Origin of the sequence: Stenotrophomonas sp. SAU14A_NAIMI4_8, from assembly GCF_003086695.1 — a bacterium.
Classification (GTDB): Bacteria; Pseudomonadota; Gammaproteobacteria; order Xanthomonadales; family Xanthomonadaceae; genus Stenotrophomonas.
Window position 1 is genome coordinate 4,321,459 of the sequence record NZ_CP025999.1, and the last position, 15,227, is coordinate 4,336,685.

At 69.3% G+C, this 15,227-nt stretch carries 16 protein-coding genes; all 16 read right to left on the minus strand.

Features of this window, described 5'->3' with window-relative positions:
* Nucleotides 1-29: 29 nt before the first annotated feature.
* A complete protein-coding gene (locus tag C1930_RS19455) occupies nucleotides 30-1,214 on the minus strand; it encodes a beta-ketoacyl-[acyl-carrier-protein] synthase family protein (RefSeq protein WP_108757516.1) in 1,185 nt (394 codons plus the stop codon).
* A complete protein-coding gene (locus C1930_RS19460; protein ID WP_108751316.1) occupies nucleotides 1,211-1,768 on the minus strand; it encodes a DUF3261 domain-containing protein in 558 nt (185 codons plus the stop codon). The genes C1930_RS19455 and C1930_RS19460 overlap by 4 nt, the downstream gene beginning before the upstream one ends.
* A complete protein-coding gene (locus C1930_RS19465) occupies nucleotides 1,756-3,006 on the minus strand; it encodes an NAD(P)/FAD-dependent oxidoreductase (protein WP_108751317.1) in 1,251 nt (416 codons plus the stop codon). Before C1930_RS19465 ends, C1930_RS19460 begins: the two co-directional genes overlap by 13 nt.
* Nucleotides 3,007-3,062: 56 nt before the next feature.
* On the minus strand, nucleotides 3,063-5,417 hold the full coding sequence (locus tag C1930_RS19470; protein ID WP_199912385.1) for an MMPL family transporter: 2,355 nt from the start codon (nucleotides 5,415-5,417) through the stop codon (nucleotides 3,063-3,065).
* On the minus strand, nucleotides 5,410-6,039 hold the full coding sequence (locus C1930_RS19475; protein WP_108754573.1) for an outer membrane lipoprotein carrier protein LolA: 630 nt from the start codon (nucleotides 6,037-6,039) through the stop codon (nucleotides 5,410-5,412). Before C1930_RS19475 ends, C1930_RS19470 begins: the two co-directional genes overlap by 8 nt.
* Nucleotides 6,036-6,467, minus strand: coding sequence for an acyl-CoA thioesterase (locus C1930_RS19480; RefSeq protein ID WP_108757518.1), 432 nt, complete (start codon nucleotides 6,465-6,467; stop codon nucleotides 6,036-6,038). The genes C1930_RS19475 and C1930_RS19480 overlap by 4 nt, the downstream gene beginning before the upstream one ends.
* Nucleotides 6,454-8,004 carry an aromatic amino acid ammonia-lyase gene (locus tag C1930_RS19485; protein WP_108772455.1) on the minus strand — a complete coding sequence of 517 codons (1,551 nt, stop codon included), beginning with the start codon at nucleotides 8,002-8,004 and terminating at the stop codon, nucleotides 6,454-6,456. The genes C1930_RS19480 and C1930_RS19485 overlap by 14 nt, the downstream gene beginning before the upstream one ends.
* Nucleotides 7,994-8,935, minus strand: coding sequence for an acyltransferase (locus tag C1930_RS19490; RefSeq protein ID WP_108751322.1), 942 nt, complete (start codon nucleotides 8,933-8,935; stop codon nucleotides 7,994-7,996). Before C1930_RS19490 ends, C1930_RS19485 begins: the two co-directional genes overlap by 11 nt.
* A 1-nt stretch (nucleotide 8,936) precedes the next feature.
* Nucleotides 8,937-9,707, minus strand: a complete 771-nt coding sequence (locus C1930_RS19495; RefSeq protein ID WP_108754576.1) for a glycosyltransferase family 2 protein — start codon at nucleotides 9,705-9,707, stop codon at nucleotides 8,937-8,939.
* Nucleotides 9,697-11,379: an AMP-binding protein gene (locus tag C1930_RS19500; RefSeq protein WP_108772629.1), complete on the minus strand. Its 1,683-nt coding sequence runs from the start codon at nucleotides 11,377-11,379 to the stop codon at nucleotides 9,697-9,699. Before C1930_RS19500 ends, C1930_RS19495 begins: the two co-directional genes overlap by 11 nt.
* Nucleotides 11,372-11,923 (minus strand): hypothetical protein, encoded by a 552-nt coding sequence (locus C1930_RS19505; protein WP_108772630.1) that lies wholly within the window; start codon nucleotides 11,921-11,923, stop codon nucleotides 11,372-11,374. The genes C1930_RS19500 and C1930_RS19505 overlap by 8 nt, the downstream gene beginning before the upstream one ends.
* Nucleotides 11,924-11,945: 22 nt before the next feature.
* Nucleotides 11,946-12,203: an acyl carrier protein gene (locus C1930_RS19510; protein WP_108751324.1), complete on the minus strand. Its 258-nt coding sequence runs from the start codon at nucleotides 12,201-12,203 to the stop codon at nucleotides 11,946-11,948.
* Between the two features lie 15 nt (nucleotides 12,204-12,218).
* Nucleotides 12,219-12,476 carry a phosphopantetheine-binding protein gene (locus C1930_RS19515; protein ID WP_005411610.1) on the minus strand — a complete coding sequence of 86 codons (258 nt, stop codon included), beginning with the start codon at nucleotides 12,474-12,476 and terminating at the stop codon, nucleotides 12,219-12,221.
* Nucleotides 12,463-13,260, minus strand: coding sequence for a lysophospholipid acyltransferase family protein (locus C1930_RS19520; RefSeq protein WP_108757520.1), 798 nt, complete (start codon nucleotides 13,258-13,260; stop codon nucleotides 12,463-12,465). Before C1930_RS19520 ends, C1930_RS19515 begins: the two co-directional genes overlap by 14 nt.
* Entirely contained in the window at nucleotides 13,253-13,996 is a 744-nt protein-coding gene (locus C1930_RS19525; protein ID WP_108772456.1) for a beta-ketoacyl synthase chain length factor, read from the minus strand. Before C1930_RS19525 ends, C1930_RS19520 begins: the two co-directional genes overlap by 8 nt.
* A gap of 217 nt (nucleotides 13,997-14,213) precedes the next feature.
* Nucleotides 14,214-15,227: a cytochrome d ubiquinol oxidase subunit II gene (gene cydB, locus C1930_RS19530; protein WP_108757522.1), complete on the minus strand. Its 1,014-nt coding sequence runs from the start codon at nucleotides 15,225-15,227 to the stop codon at nucleotides 14,214-14,216.

Consider the following 15,227-nt stretch of genomic DNA (forward strand, 5'->3'; position numbering starts at 1 on the left):
CACCTCTTCAATGGCGTACAGCGGCCGGCTCACAGGCGCTCCAGCGCCAGCACGGCGTTGCTGCCACCGAAGGCGAAAGAATTGCTGAGGGCGCGCCGCGGTGCCTGCGCCGTGCGCGTACCGGGTGCCACCAGCGGCAGCACCGGCAGCGCCGGGTCGGCCACGCCGTCCCACCAGTGCGGCGGCAGCAGCTGCTGCGGGTTGTCGGCCAGCACGATCCAGCACAGCGCGGCTTCGATCGCGCCGGACGCGCCCAGCGTGTGCCCGGTCAGCGGCTTGGTGGAACTGGCCGGCACGGTGGTGCCCAGCACCTGCGCAACCGCCTGGCTTTCCATGGCGTCGTTGTGGCCGGTGGCGGTGCCGTGCAGGTTCACGTAGTCCACCTCCTGCGCGGCCCAGCCGGCACGCTGCAGGGCCTGCTGCAGCGCGTCGATGGCACCCAGGCCCTGCGGATCGGGTGCGGACATGTGGTGCGCATCGGCCGATTCACCCCAGCCGGCCAACCGCACGCCGCCCGGCTCGCGGGTCAGCAGGAACAGTGCGGCGCCTTCGCCGATGTTGATGCCATTGCGGTGCTGCGAGAACGGATTGCAGCGCTGCGGCGATACCGATTCCAGTGCGCTGAAGCCGGCCACGGTGAAGCGGCACAGCGAATCGGCGCCGCCGGCGATGACGGCGTCGACAACGCCGGTGCGCAGCATGCGCGCGGCCGACATCAGCGCCTTGGCGCTGGACGAACAGGCCGTGGACAACGTCCATGCCGGGCCCTGCGCGCCACTGCGCTGGCGCACGAACTGGGCGGCGGTGCCCATTTCCTGCTGTGCGTAATCGAAACCTTCGGGCCAGTGGCCCTGCTCGGCGCGGGTGCGCAGCGCCTGTTCGGATTCACCGATGCCGGAGGTGCTGGTGCCCAGCACCACCGCCACGCGCGATGCGCCATAGCGGGCAATGGCCGCGGCAACCGACGGCGCGATCTGTGCCAGCGCCACGTCCAGCAGCGCATTGTTGCGGCCGCGCAGGGCGACCGGCAGATCGTCCAGCGCCGGCAGCGGCGTGCGCACTTCACCCAGCGCCAGGGTCTGCCCCGGCAGCAGGGTGTGGTTGTCGCTGAGCCCACCGGGGGCGTCGGCGAACAGCGCGGCGGCCACCTCGGCGCGGCCCGCGCCCAGCGCGCAGACCACGCCCAGGTCGTTCAGGAAAATCGGTGCGGTCATTCGTGCTGCCCGGCCATGTCGATCGATTCAATGCGCAGGGCGTAGCCCTCGGCGCGGTTGTCCAGTTCCACGCTGCCATCGGCGCGGCGCTGCAGCAGCAGCCACACCGTGCCGTCGCGTGAGAGCGTGCGCTGCTGGCCGTCGTCGGCCACCTGCCAGCCCGGCGGCAATGCCGCGGCAATCGCGGCGGTCGGCCACAGCGCGAACTGCAGGTCGTCCAGCACGCGTTCGGCACGCACCTGCGGCGGCAGCCACGGCGCGCGCTGCTGGGTCAGCTGCTGGCCATCCCACTGCAGGCGCACGCCGGTCTGGCCCATGGCCTGCACCGCCAACTGCACCTGCTGGGCATCGGCTTCCAGCAGCGCGTCCAGGTCGCGCTCGTGGCTGCCGAAACGGAAATGCAACTGCTGCTGCAGCGCCAGCGGCGCCGGCAGACTGGCCGGCGGCAGGCGCAGCGGCGGCAGTTCGACCAGGGGCCGCGGCATGCGGCTGGCACAGGCGGCCAGCAGCACGCACAGCAGCACGGCGGTGAAACGGACGATCAGGCGCTGCACAATTCCTCCAGCACACGCATACGGCGGCCGCTGTCATCGGCCACGTACGGGTTCTTGGTATCCCACGCATAGCCGGCCAGGATGGAACTGATCATGTCGCGCACGGCAGGCTGCTGGTCGGGGTGGTAGATGATCTTCTGGAAACCGCCCTGGTACCAGGCTTCGACGAAGCGGCGGAAGGTCTTCACGCCGGCGCGCAGCGGAATGGAGAACTCCGCTTCCCAATCGACGGTTTCACCGGCGTAGCGGCGCTTCAGGCATTCGCTGGCCAGCTGCGCCGACTTGAAGGCGATGGTGACGCCGGAGGAGAACACCGGATCGAGGAACTCGCCGGCATTGCCCAGCAGCGCGTAACCCGGGCCCCACAGCGAGCTGACATTGGCCGAATAGCCGGTGATGCGGCGTACCGGCAGCACCGCCCATTCGGCGTTGGCCAGCAGCCGGGTCAGGTTCGGGTCTTCGCCCACGATGGCCTGCAGCTTCTGCAGATCGTCGCCCTCGTAGCGTTCGAAGAACGACGGTTCGGCCACCACGCCCAACGAGCAGCAGCCGTTGGAGAACGGAATGGTCCAGTACCAGACGTCGATGTGCTCGGGGTGGGTGGTGATCAGGATCTTGTTGCGGTCGAAATCGGCCTCGGCCGGAATGTTGTCGCGCACGTGGCAGAAGATCGCCCCGCGCACCGGGAAGTTCGACGGCGATTCCAGATCCAGCAGGCGCGGCAGCAGGCGTGCGAAGCCGGAGGCATCGAGGATGAAGTCGGCCTGGATGCGGTATTCGCTGCCGTCGGGACGGCGCACGCTCACCACCGGCTGCTCGCCCGGCTCGACCGCCAGCACTTCATCGCCGAAGCGCAGCGTGGTGCCCATGCGCTCGGCGCCACGCGCCAGCACGTTGTCGAAGTCGGCGCGCTGCACCTGGTAGGTGGTGCCCCAGCCCGGCGAGAACTTCTGGCGGAAATCGAAGGCGGTGCGCGCTTCGCCGTGCACGAAGGCCGCGCCGTTCTTGTACTGGAAGCCCGCTTCCACCACGTCCTGCAGCAGGCCGGCCGCTTCGATGTATTCCATGCTCTGCGGCAGCAGGCTTTCACCGATCGAGAAGCGCGGGAACTGCTGGCGCTCCAGCATCAGCACCTGGCGCCCCTGCTGGCGCAGCATCGCGGCGGCCACCGAACCGGCGGGACCGGCACCGATGATCAGGATTTCAGTACGTTCGACAGCATCCACAGCAGTGTTCATCGGGGCGTCCTTGTTGCTCGATCAGGTGGAAAGAAGGGAAAACGGCGGTGCCGGCGTCATGCCGGCGGCAGGTCGTGCGGCGGTGGCCGGAACAGCGGCGAGATCAGCCAGACCAGGCCGATGCCGAACAGCAGGGTGAGCCCGAACGCGCGCAGCGCCGGGGTCTGCGACAGGCCAAGCAGGCCGAACGACAGCCAGGTGCTGGCCGCGCCCACGCACACCGCCAGCCAGGCACTGGCATCGCCGCGGTGCTCGATCAGGAAGATGCCGTAGTCGATGCCCATGCCCAGCAACAGCATCAGCGCCAGCACGTTGAACAGCTGCAGCGGCTGCCCGAACAGACCCAGCAGGCCCAGCGTGAGCGCACCGGCAATCAGGGTGGGTGCGAACACCCGCCACGCCTGGCGGCGGTAGCGCAGCCACAGCGCACCGAACACCAGCGCGATGCCGACCAGCAGCAGGCCGCCCATCAGCTTGCGGTAGTGGCCCAGCAGCTTGGAGAAATCGGCGGTGCGATCGACCCAGCGCACGCCGGACAGGCCTTCGGCCGCGCCCTGCAGGGTGGCCAGCGCATCGGCACGCGACAGGTCGTCGACCATCACCACGCTGACCTTCTGCCCGCCCACGCTGCCCACCCACAGGTGGCGGAACGGCTTGGACGCTGGCGAGGCCAGGAATGCCTGCGCGGTCAGCGGGCCGGCAGCGAAATCCGGGCGCGGCAGCGGTTCGCCCACCGCTTCGCCCACCGCCGACAACACGCCCGGTTCGACCTTCGCGGTCAGTGCGGCATCGGCCTGCTGGCGCGCCGGCGACGGCAGCCAATCGCTGATCGCACGGTAGCCACCAATGCGCTTGTCATGGGCCAGCACACGCAGGCGCTCGGTCAGCGCTTCTTCGCGCTGCAGCAGCTGTGCGTCATCTTCGCCCTGCACCAGGTAGAACTGCGCCGGGCTGGGCATGCCCAGCAACTGGCTCAGGCGGATCTGTTCGGCCATCAGCGCCGGCGGCGATGACTGCAGGCTGCGCAGATCGTCGTTGCTCTGCAGGCGCGCGATGCCGATGGCCGACAGCGCCAGTGCGGCCACGATGAACACCGTGACCGGGCGCGTGCCATGCAGGCGCGGGAAGCGCTCCAGGGTGCTGCCCAGCCACTGCGAGAAACGGGTCTGGCGGATGTCACCGCCGTCCAGCCACGGGAACCAGAAGATCACCGTCAGGAACGCGGCCGCCAGGCCCACCACCGAGAACAGCGCCATCTGCCGCAGGCCGGGGAACGGGGCCAGGCCCAGTGCCAGGTAGGCCAGCGCGCTGGTCAGCAGGGCCAGCCACAGGCCGGGCAGCAGGTGCCGCAGCAGCTTCCAGCGGCGGTCCGCCGGTTCGGCCTGGCGCGAGGCAAACCAGTGGATGCCGTAGTCCTCGGCCACGCCCACCAGCGATGCACCGAACACCAGGGTCAGCACGTGTACCTTGCCGAACACCAGCACGGTGACCGCCAGCGCCACGCCACAGCCGATCAGCAGCGAGGCGGCCACCAGCAGGATCGGGCGCAGCGAACGGAACGCCAGCCAGACCAGCAGCAGCACGGCGGCCAGCGAGCCCCAGCCGATGGTGTTGATTTCCTGGTTGGCCTGTACGGCCGCCGCTTCGGCATGCAGCGGCACGCCGGCGTGCAGGATCTCCAGATCCGGCGCCGCGGCCTTGGCGGCCTGGCCGGCACGTTCCAGCAGGCCATCGATATGACGCTCGCCATCGAGCTGGAACGCCGAACCCGGCGTATCGAACTGCAGCGCGGCCCAATGCTTGCCTTCGGCTTCCAGCAGGCCATCATCGCCCAGGCGCAGGCCCGAGCCCTGTGCCTGCTGCTGCCACCACTTCGGCCACAGCGACAGCGGGTCCTGCCGCCAATCGGTCAACCGCGGTGCGCCCATCGGGCCATACAACGCGCCCAAGGCCTGTTCGGCCAGCGCGCCCGGTTCGGCCTGCTGCAACTGTTCGCGCTGGCCTGGGGTCAGCAGGCGGTCGCGGTACGGCGCGTAGAACGCGCGCGCTTCATCGAACCAGCCTTCGATCGAACCACTGGGCACCAGCAGCCCGTTGTCGGCATCGCCGGCCATCGCCTTGGCGAAGGCGGCCTGCGCGCGCTTGGCGGCGCCGCCATCGGTACTGCCCAGCAGCACCACCACCTGGCGCGAGCTGCCGTCGGCAATGCGCCGGGTGACATCGCTCAACAGGCGATCGTGTGCATCCTGCGGCAACAGCGCCAGGATGTCGGTGTCGATCCGCGACTGTTCGCTCCACAGCCGCCACTGCTGCACGCCCAGCACCAGCAGCACCAGCAGCCAGGCAATGCCCAGCCAGTGCCACCAGCGGCGCAGGCGGTCCGCTCCGTTCGCGCTACCCAGATCAGTCAAAGCGGCGCGCCTCGTCGGCATTCAGCGTGGCCGGTGCTTCGCTCAACGCGTTGAACTGGATCTGCGTGCGGTCCTTGTTGGCCTCCACGATCTGCACCTGGCGCACGTAGCGGTCGCCCTGCAGGGTCAGCGATTCGAAAGCCTTGGCCAGCATCGCCGACTTCGGGGTCAGCTTCAGCGTCCAGCCCTGCCCTTCGCGGCTGGCCTGCACGTTGAACTGGCTGGACAGCGCCTGCACGTCACCGCTCATCAGCGCGAACATGATCGCGTTCACCGAGCGCATGGCCGGCTGCTGCCGCGCATCCAGTTCGACCCGGGTGCTGCCGTCGCGCTGGCGGCTGAGGATGCGGTCGGCGGTGACCACCACTTCCGAGGGGAACGGCTTGAGCGTGGTCCAGATGACGCCGTGCTGGCGCGCGACCACGAACTGGCCCTGCGAACGCAGCGGGTTCTTGAAGCCGCTGACCTGCTTTTCCTGGGTGAACTGGCCACGCAGTACGTCCGGCCGCGCCACCGCCTGGGTGATCGCATCCACCGCCGGGTCGGCGGCCTGGGCCAGCGGCGCAGCGGCCAGCAGCAGCGCGCACAGCAGCGCGCGCGGAACGGTGAACAGGGTCTTCATGGTGCAGGCACTCCCAGGCGCTGCCACAGCACCGGCGGGCACTGGTACAGCATTTCCTTGCTGGTCGCGTCCACCGCGACCTGGATGGTCATTGCACGGGTCAAGCGCTGGCCGCTGCCCGCATCGAAGATTTCGTACTCGATCTTCAGCCGGTTCTCCCATTCCACGATGCGCGCCACGATGCGCAGCGGCTGGTTGAACAGCAGCGGGCGCACGTACTTCACCCGCGCATCGACCACCGGCCACAGGTAGCCCGATTCGAGCATCTGCGGGTAGTCGTAGTCGTAGCGGCCGAGCAGCGCGCAGCGCGCGATCTCGAAATACTTGAAGTAGTTGCCGTGCCAGACCACGTTCATCGGATCGCAGTCATGGAAGGCAGGGGTCAGGGTGATTTCCCCGACCAGTTCCGTGTGTTCATTCACCGGCATACAGTTCCCAGCGTTGCGCGCGGATCTCCACCAGCAGTTCCCGCAGTTCGCGATCCAGCGCGCGGTCTTCTTCAACCAGGGCGATGCGCTGCCCCAGGTCGGCGTACATGTCGGCCAGACTGCCATGCAGCTGCGCGTTCAGGCCAACCCGTTCGCGCAGGGCCAGGCCCTGGCGGGCGGCGATCAGCATGGCCGCCACCACCTGCTCGGTCAGTTCGATCACGCGCAGGCAGTCGCGCGCGGCGATGGTGCCCATGCTGACCTTGTCCTGGTTGTGGCATTCGGTGGAACGCGAGAACACGCTGGCCGGCATGGTCTGCTTCAGGGCTTCGGCGGTCCACGCCGACACGCTGATCTGCAGCGCCTTCAGGCCATGGTTGATGGCCGCACGCGGGCCGGTGGCTGCCGACAGGTTGGCCGGCAGGCCGTGGTTGTAGCGGGCGTCGACCACCAGCGCCAGCTGCCGGTCCAGCAGGTCGGCGACGTTGGCCACGGTGTTCTTCAGCGTATCCATCGCCAGCGCGATGTGGCCACCATAGAAGTGACCGCCATGCAGGATGCGCTCGCCGTCGGCATCGATCAGCGGGTTGTCGTTGGCGCTGTTCAGTTCGGTTTCGATCAGCTGGCGCAGGAACGGCAGGCTGTCTTCCAGCACACCGATCACGTGCGGCGCACAGCGCAGCGAATAGCGGTCCTGCAGGCGCTGTTCGTTGCGTGGCGGGCGCTCGCTGTGCAGGTCGCTGCGCAGGCGCGCGGCAATGCGACTCTGGCCGGGGTGCGGCTTGGCGGCGAACAGGGTTTCATCGAAGTGGTGCGCGTTGCCGTCGCTGGACAACACGTTGAAGGCAGTCAGGCGCGTGGCCATGCGGGCCAGGTAGTCGGCGCGCTGCCAGGCCAGGCAGGCCAGGCCGGTCATCACCGCGGTGCCGTTCATGATCGCCAGGCCTTCCTTCGGGCGCAGCTTCAGCGGGGTCATGCCGATCTTCGCCAGCACCGGACCGGCCGCCTGTACCTGGCCTTCGAACAGCACCTCGCGCTCGCCACACAGCACGGCGGCCACGTACGAAAGCGGGGTCAGGTCACCACTGGCGCCGACCGAGCCTTCGGCCGGGACCAGCGGCAGCACGTCGTGCTGCAGCAGGGTGGCCAGGCCTTCCAGCAGCGGCACGCTGACGCCGGACATGCCACGCACCAGCGAGGCCAGGCGCGCGGCCAGCACGGCACGCGTTTCCGCCGGGTCCAGGTAACGGCCCAGGCCGCAGCCGTGGTAGGTGTACAGGTGGTGCGGCAGCTCGGCCACCAGCGCCGGCGGAATGTTCACCGTGCACGAATCACCGTAGCCGGTGGTCACGCCATAGATCACCCCATCCTCGCGCAGCAGGCGGTCGAGGAAATCGGCGCCGCGCTGGATATGCGCGCGGAACGCGGGCGCCTCACTCAGGGCGGCCTCGCACTGGCGCTGGGCCAGCGCCACCACGTCTTCAATGGTCAGCGGTGCATCACCGAAACGGCATACGGGTACGGCGTCAGTCGTCATGGGGGGCCTGATCCCAGAAGGGGAAGAAATTGAACCAGTCCAACGGGGACTGGATGACCTGGAGTTCCAGCCAGCGCGCGAAGCGCTGCGCCTGTTCGGCCAGGGCGGCATCACGCGAGCCGCGCGGCAGCACCACGCGTTCGGCGAACTGTTCAAACGCCACGCGATAGCCATCGCCATCGTGCAGGCAGGACATGGTGTACACCGGGCAGGCCAGCGCAGAGGCCAGCACGTAGGCACCGATCGGGAACGGCGCGCGGTGGCCCAGGAAATCGGCCATCACGCTGCGCCCGCCCTGCACCGGCACGCGGTCGCCGACGATGGCCACGAAGCCACCGGAAGCAACCTTGTCGGCCAGCATCATCGCTGTGGCCGGGCCCATTTCGGTCACTTGCACCAGCTCCACCGCGGCCAGCGGGTCCAGCCGCTGCAGCAGGCGGTTGAAGCGCTGCGCATGGGCGGTGTGCACCAGCACGGTAATGCGGAAGCCGGGCACCTGTTCGGCCAGCACCTGGCACAGTTCCAGGCAGCCGATATGCGCGGTCAGGATCAGGCCGCCTTCGCGGCGCGCGATCTTGCCCAGCACCAGGTCGCGCTGCAGGTGGATGCGTTCGGGCGGGTAGCGCCCGCCCAGGCCCAGCAGCTTGTCCAGCAGCGTATCGGCGAAGCTGAAGAAGTGGCGCAGGCTGTCGCGCCAGGTGGGCGCATGGCCCAGCGCACCGCTGTGCGCCTGCAGCCGCTGCAGGTACTGCATCGACGCCTGGCGGCCGACCCGGTTGCCCAGCCAGTGGCAGGCCACCACCGGCCACACGCACAGGTGGAACGGCCAGCGCCCGAACCAGCGGTGCACCCAGCAGAGGAACAGCACACCGGCCACCGAGGTGGATTCGCCGATGTCGGCCCAATGCGGTGCGTCCTGCGTGCGCGCCATGTCAGCCCTGGCCCCGCAGGCGGCGCCACAGCAGGCGCGGCGCGCGCGGCAGCATGCCGAAGAACAGGCGGGTGTGCATGCGGCTGATGCGCACGTTGTCGCGCCACACATCGAAGTGCGACACGCCATCGGCCGGGTAGGTCACGCGCGTGGCCAGGTGCTCCACCGGCACCTGCCGCCAGTACAGGCGGACCATGATTTCGGTATCGAAATCCATGCGCCGGCCGATGGTTTCCTGGCCGACCAGCGCCAGCACCGGCGGCAGCGGATACACCCGGAAGCCACACATGGTGTCGCGCAGGTGCAGCGACAGCGTGTTGATCCAGACCCAGATATGGGTGGCGTAGCGACCGTACAGGCGCGCCTTGGGCACGCTGGCATCGTAGGCCGGAATGCCGCAGATCACTGCCTGCGGGCGGGCCCGGGCAGCGGCGATGAAGCGCGGCAGATCGCCGGTGTCATGCTGGCCGTCGGCATCGATCTGCAGCACATGGCTGTAGCCGCGCCGCGCCGCTTCGGCAAAACCGGCCAGCATGGCGCCGCCCTTGCCCTGGTTCTGGTCCAGCCGCAGCAGATCGACGCCGGGCTGCGTGGACAACGCGCGCAGCACGGCCGCGCACGCAGGCGATGATCCATCGTCCACCAGCAGGCACGGCAGGCCCGCGGCCTGCACGCCCTGCACCACGGCGCCGATGGCGTGTTCGTGGTCGTACACGGGAATGACCACCAGCGGCGCGAAGGCGCCCCCGGTCGGCGCCGGCTCAGTGCGCATCGGTCAGGATCACCTTGCCGCTGGCATGCACGCCGTGCAGGGAGGTGTAGCGGAAGGTCAGCACGCCGCGCGGCGCATCCCAGTCCAGCTGCAGGGTCAGCTCATCGCCGGGCCGCGCCACCTTCTGGAACTTCACCACGTCCATGCGCACGAAGCCGCTTGGCAGGTTGAAGGCCTGACGGCCGAAGCGCACCGCCCAATCCAGCTGGGCCAGGCCGGGCAGGATCGCGGCCTGCGGGAAGTGGCCCTGGAATGCACGCAGCGCCGGGTCCAGGGTCATGCGCAGGGTCGCGCTGGCGTCGCCGCGCTGGTCCCACTGCGGCACCGGCAGCAACGGCTGGAACAATGCCGCCAGCGCCGCCTGGGTCACCTTGCCCTGGGCATTGATCGGCAGTGCCTGCACCAGCCGCCAACGGCGCGGGCGGGTCACCGCATCATGGCCCTGCGCCAGGCGGGCGCCCAGCCGCTGGCCGAGTGCGCGACGTGCGGCATCACCGGCCTCGGCCAGCGCCGGAACGGCGGGCACCACCACGGCGGCCAGTTGTTCACGGTGCCCCTGCAGCACCAGCACGCGCGCGTCCTCCACTTCGGGGTCTTCGCGCAGGGCGCGTTCCAGCGCGTCCAGCGAAACCCGGCGCTCTTCGATCTTGACGATGCGGTCGGCACGCCCCAGCAGGCGGAAGCGGCCATCGGCCAGGGCTTCCACCCGATCCTGGGTCCGCCACCAGTCGGCGCTTTCCAGGTGCGCCGAGGCCACGGCCAGGCAGCCCTCTTCAATGCGCCACTGCACGCCCGGCAGCGGCTGCCACGGCGGCATGTCGGTATCCCAGCGGCGCCAGGCGATGCCGCCGGTCTCGCTGCTGCCATACACCTCGGTGGGTGCCACGCCCAGCCAGCCGCGCACCTGTCGTGCGGCGTCTTCGGGCAGCGGGCCGCCGGAGGAAAACACCGCGCGCAGGCGCCCATGCAGGCTGGCCCAATCCAGTTGTTCGGGCAGGCGCTTGAGGTGCGCCGGGGTCGCCACCAGCACGCTGTCGGCCGCGGCCAGGGTCGCCACCAGATCTTCATGGAAGAACCGCCGCGGCTGCACCGGCCGCCCCGCCGCCAGCGGCCACAGCACGCGGAACAGCAGGCCGTAGATGTGCTGGTGGGACACGGTGCCGTGCACCTGCGCGCCCTCCACCTGCGCACCGAAGGCCGCCTGCAGCGCATCGACCTCGCGCGCCAACTGGTCCATGCGCTTGCTGATCGCGCTGGGCTGGCCGGTGCTGCCGGAGGTGAACACGCACAGTTCGCAGGCGCGCTCATCCAGCGCGTGCAGCGCGCCATCGGTCGGAGCAGCGGGAACCAGCGGCCGGTAATCGGCCGACACATCGCCGGCAAAGCCTGCGACCTGCGGCTGCAGCGCCTGCAGGGTGGCCGGCAGGTTGTCGGCGGCCAGGAACACGCGCTTGCCGGCATGCCACGCGCCGAACAGGGCCGCGGCGAAGGCGATGGCATCGTCGAAATACAGCGCCCAGTCGCGGCCATCGGCTGCGGCGAAGGCATCACGCCAGGCCACCACACGCTGGCGCAGCGCGCTGTGGTCCAGCGCCACCTCGCCACACAGACCGACCGGGCGACCCGGCTGCGCGGTGACCATCAGGCGGTCCAGGGCGATCCAGTCAGCCATGCGCATGTGCTGCCTTCACCCGCCGCCGCACCAGCCATTCACCTGTAAACAACACGCCCATCATCACGTACGCCAACAGTCCGTTGTAGAGCATCCAGACCCGATCCGACGCGTACAGCGCGGTGAGCAGGGCCAGGCCTCCGTTGAAAACGAAAAAGCCGCACCACACCTGGGTGACGCGACGGGTATAGACCACCGCGAACGGTGGCAGGTCCGGTTCCTGCAGGCGCGCCAGGCGTTCCACCAGCGGCGGGCCGAAGCGCAGGCTGGTGGCGAACACGCACAGCATCACCACGTTCACCAGCGCCGGGTACAGCTTCAGCGGCAGCGCCTGGTTGAGGAGGGTGGCCAGCGCGGCCAGCAGGCCGGCACCGGCGGCGGCGGCCCACCACAGCGGTTGCCGGGTGGTCAGCGCGCGCAGCAGGGCCAGGCCGAACAGCAGCAGCGACAGCCAGCGTGGCTCGAAGCGGCCCATCGCGGCGTACACCAGCACGGGGTAGGCCAGCGAAAGCGCTGCCACCACGACCACGCGTGCCCGAGCCATGGCCGTGCCGTCTGCGCTGCGGTCAGGCGGCAGCCTGACCAGGCAGCAGGCCATGCACGACATCAACGATGTCCTGCACGGTGCGCACGGCCTTGAAGGCTTCCGGCTGCAGGTTGCGACCCAGCAGCGGCTTCAGCTGCACGATCAGGTCGACCGCATCGATGCTGTCGATGTCCAGGTCGTCATACAGGCGCGCCTCCGGGGTGATCCGGGCCGGCTCGATCTCGAAGCTGTCGGTCAGGATGCGGACGATGCGCTCGAAAAGTTCATTCTTGGTCATGGCTGTTCCTGCGCCTTACGACTGGCGGGCGGCGACGAACTCGCCGAGCGCGCGCACGCTGGAGAAATGGCGACGGGTTTCTTCAGAGTCGGCCGAGAGGCTGACACCGTACTTCTTCTGCAGCGCCAGGCCCAGTTCCAGCGCATCGATCGAATCGAGGCCCAGGCCTTCAACGAACAGCGGCGCGGTCGGATCGATGTCCTCCGGCGTGATGTCCTCCAGTGACAGCGAGGAAATGATCAATTCCTTGATCTCGTGCTCAAGTGCTTGCACGGGTCGGATCTCCAGACAGGTCGAAATAACGAGTGAGGTGGTCGGTGACGCGACGGGCCGCCAAGGCATCCCCCCTCGGCGAGTCATCTTCGGCCAGGAACGGCGCGATCGCGATATCTTCGCCGATCTGCAGCTGAACGTGAAAACGACGTGAGGGCACACGATACCACTTCTGGCCCTTGGTCAGCGTGGGCGGGGTGCAGGTAATGCGCACCGGGGTGATGTCCAGCCGGCCGCGCACGGCAATGTTGGCCGCGCCGCGCTGCAGGCGCAGCGGCTGGCCCGGCACGGTGCGGGTGCCTTCCGGGAAAATGACCAGGGTGCCGCCGGCATGCACGGCCGCCACGCAGTCATCGACCAGGCCGGCGCCATCGTCGTTGGCGATGTAGCCGGCGGCGCGTACCGGGCCGCGCATGAACGGGTTGCAGGCCACCGCCCGCTTCACCACGCAGTCGGCGTTGGGCAACAGGGCGATCAGGCAGACCACGTCGATCAGTGTGGGGTGGTTGGCCAGCACCAGCAGGCCGTCGCGCTGCAGGCGCTCGCGCCCTTCCACCTGCAGGGTCATCACCCCCAGCCGGCACATCAGCCAGACGTGACTGGCAAACGCGCCCTGCACCACCCGTCGCGCACGCCGCCGCCGCGCCACCGGGTCGCGCATCAGCAGCAGCAGGGGCATCACGAACACGCCCAGCAGCAGCCCGCCCACACCGAAGGCAGCAAAGCTCAGGCCGGTGCCGAACACCCGCCAGGCGTGATCGAGGCGGCGCAGCGCCTCAGACACGGCGGCTCCAGCACCAGCGCTGGCCCTGGCTGACGTGCTCCAGGCTGGCGTCCTGGCCAAGCAGGAAGCGGTGCAGGTCCAGCGCGTGCGGCAGCAGGCCCGGGGCGGTCTGCGGCGCGCCCTCGGCCGCCTGCCAGGCCAGGCGCAGGCCGGTACCGGCCGCGTCGGCCGGTGCCAGACGCCAGCACCAGGCGAAGAACGGGTCAGGTTCGTCGGCGAATTCCGCGTAAACGTCGGGCAACGGCGATTCGTAGACCACGATGCGCACTTCCGGCGCACCATCGGCCAGCAGCCCCACCGCTTCCAGGCAGGCCGCTTCCACGGTGGCCTGGCCGGCGGCCAGCGCCAGGTAGTTGCCGCGGTGGCCGCGGGCGATGGAATACAGCGCGGCGATGGCGTTGTGCACCGACAGCCCGAAGCCGGTGGGCGACAGCGGCTCGTTGGCCGCCAGCGAGCCCAGCAGTTCCATTGAACGGGCCACGTCGCCATGGCGGCTGGCGAACACCAGCGGCACCTGGCTGTCGGCGCCCTGCCCGTCTTCGCACCAGCAGGCGGTCTGGATGGCCATGCGGCCCAGGCGCTCGATGCGGCGCCGCTGCATGGCGGGAATTTCGGCCAGCGCAGGCGTGCCCTCGCCCTGCGGCAGGAACGGCGTGCGGGCCCAGTCCATCCATTGGCTGCGTTCGGTCAGCCCGGGTGCCCAGGCAGCCCAGTCGACTACGGAAAATTCAATCATTACCGGTGATGTTTGGATGGGCAAACAATAGGCACGAGCCAGTTACGGCGACGCGCGGCGGCCCCCCATTCCTGCAGCCGTGCGTCCGTCCAGGACGTCGCCGGCAGCCCCCCCTGGCGGCCGGAAAGGAGCGCACGCTAGCACGTCCGGCGCAGGGAATACATGTTTCACAAACCCCAACGGGCAGCGGTCACCGTCCGCTGCCGTGGGTCACGCCTCAGTGGTAACCGGCGCCGGCGTGCACCTTGCCGCGGAACACCCGGTACGACCATGCGGTATAGCCCAGGATGACCGGCAGCAGCATCACCAGCCCGACCAGGCTGAAGCCCAGCGACGAGGCCGGGGCCGCGGCCTGCCACAGGGTCATCGACGGCGGCAGCAGGTAGGGCCACATGCCCAGCACCAGACCGGCGAAGCCGAGCACGAACAGGCCCAGGCTGAGCAGGAACGGCGGCAGGTCGCGGCGCGGGTGGGTGGCGCTGCGCCACAGTGCGGCCGCCACCGCCAAGGTCAGCAGCGGTACCGGCGACAGCCACCAGAAGTTGCCATCGCTGAACCAGCGGTCCATCAGCCGCGAGTGCAGGAACGGCAGCCAGCTGCTGACCAGGCCCATCGCCACGATCACCGCGGCCACCAGCGGCCGGGTCAGCTGCCGCGCCAGTGCCTGCACGCGCCCTTCGGTCTTCAGGATCAGCCAGGTGCTGCCCAGCAGCGCGTAACCGGCCACCAGCGCGGCACCGGTCAGCATCGCGAACGGGCTGAACCACACGAACGCCCCACCGCTGAAGCGACCCTCCAGCAGCGGAATGCCCTGCACCAGGGTGCCCAGGATCACGCCCTGGGCGAAGGTCGCCAGCAGCGAGCCCAGGCCGAAGGCCACGCTCCACAGCCGCCGCGAACGGTGCGCCTTGAAGCGGAATTCGAAGGCCACGCCACGGAACACCAGCGCCACCACCAGCAGCAGCACCGGCAGGTACAGCGCCGACAGCAGCACCGCATAGGCCTTGGGGAACGCGGCCAGCAGGCCGGCACCGCCCAGCACCAGCCAGGTCTCGTTGCCGTCCCAGATGGGCGCGGCAGTGTTCATCATCAGGTCCAGTTGCTCCTCGTCTTCGGCGAACGGGGCCAGGATGCCGATGCCCAGCACGAAGCCATCCAGCACCACATACATCAACACGCCGAAGCCGATCACCGCGAACCATGCCACCGGCAGCCAGGTCATCAGGTCCAT

Bases quoted from the DNA above. Each gene is read 5' to 3' on its own strand.
- C1930_RS19455 (WP_108757516.1), bottom strand. From the start codon at position 1,214: ATGACCGCACCGATTTTCCTGAACGACCTGGGCGTGGTCTGCGCGCTG.
- C1930_RS19465 (WP_108751317.1), bottom strand. From the start codon at position 3,006: ATGAACACTGCTGTGGATGCTGTCGAACGTACTGAAATCCTGATCATC.
- C1930_RS19475 (WP_108754573.1), bottom strand. From the start codon at position 6,039: ATGAAGACCCTGTTCACCGTTCCGCGCGCGCTGCTGTGCGCGCTGCTG.
- C1930_RS19480 (WP_108757518.1), bottom strand. From the start codon at position 6,467: ATGCCGGTGAATGAACACACGGAACTGGTCGGGGAAATCACCCTGACC.
- C1930_RS19485 (WP_108772455.1), bottom strand. From the start codon at position 8,004: ATGACGACTGACGCCGTACCCGTATGCCGTTTCGGTGATGCACCGCTG.
- C1930_RS19490 (WP_108751322.1), bottom strand. From the start codon at position 8,935: ATGGCGCGCACGCAGGACGCACCGCATTGGGCCGACATCGGCGAATCC.
- C1930_RS19495 (WP_108754576.1), bottom strand. From the start codon at position 9,707: ATGCGCACTGAGCCGGCGCCGACCGGGGGCGCCTTCGCGCCGCTGGTG.
- C1930_RS19500 (WP_108772629.1), bottom strand. From the start codon at position 11,379: ATGGCTGACTGGATCGCCCTGGACCGCCTGATGGTCACCGCGCAGCCG.
- C1930_RS19505 (WP_108772630.1), bottom strand. From the start codon at position 11,923: ATGGCTCGGGCACGCGTGGTCGTGGTGGCAGCGCTTTCGCTGGCCTAC.
- C1930_RS19510 (WP_108751324.1), bottom strand. From the start codon at position 12,203: ATGACCAAGAATGAACTTTTCGAGCGCATCGTCCGCATCCTGACCGAC.
- C1930_RS19525 (WP_108772456.1), bottom strand. From the start codon at position 13,996: ATGATTGAATTTTCCGTAGTCGACTGGGCTGCCTGGGCACCCGGGCTG.
- cydB (WP_108757522.1), bottom strand. From the start codon at position 15,227: ATGGACCTGATGACCTGGCTGCCGGTGGCATGGTTCGCGGTGATCGGC.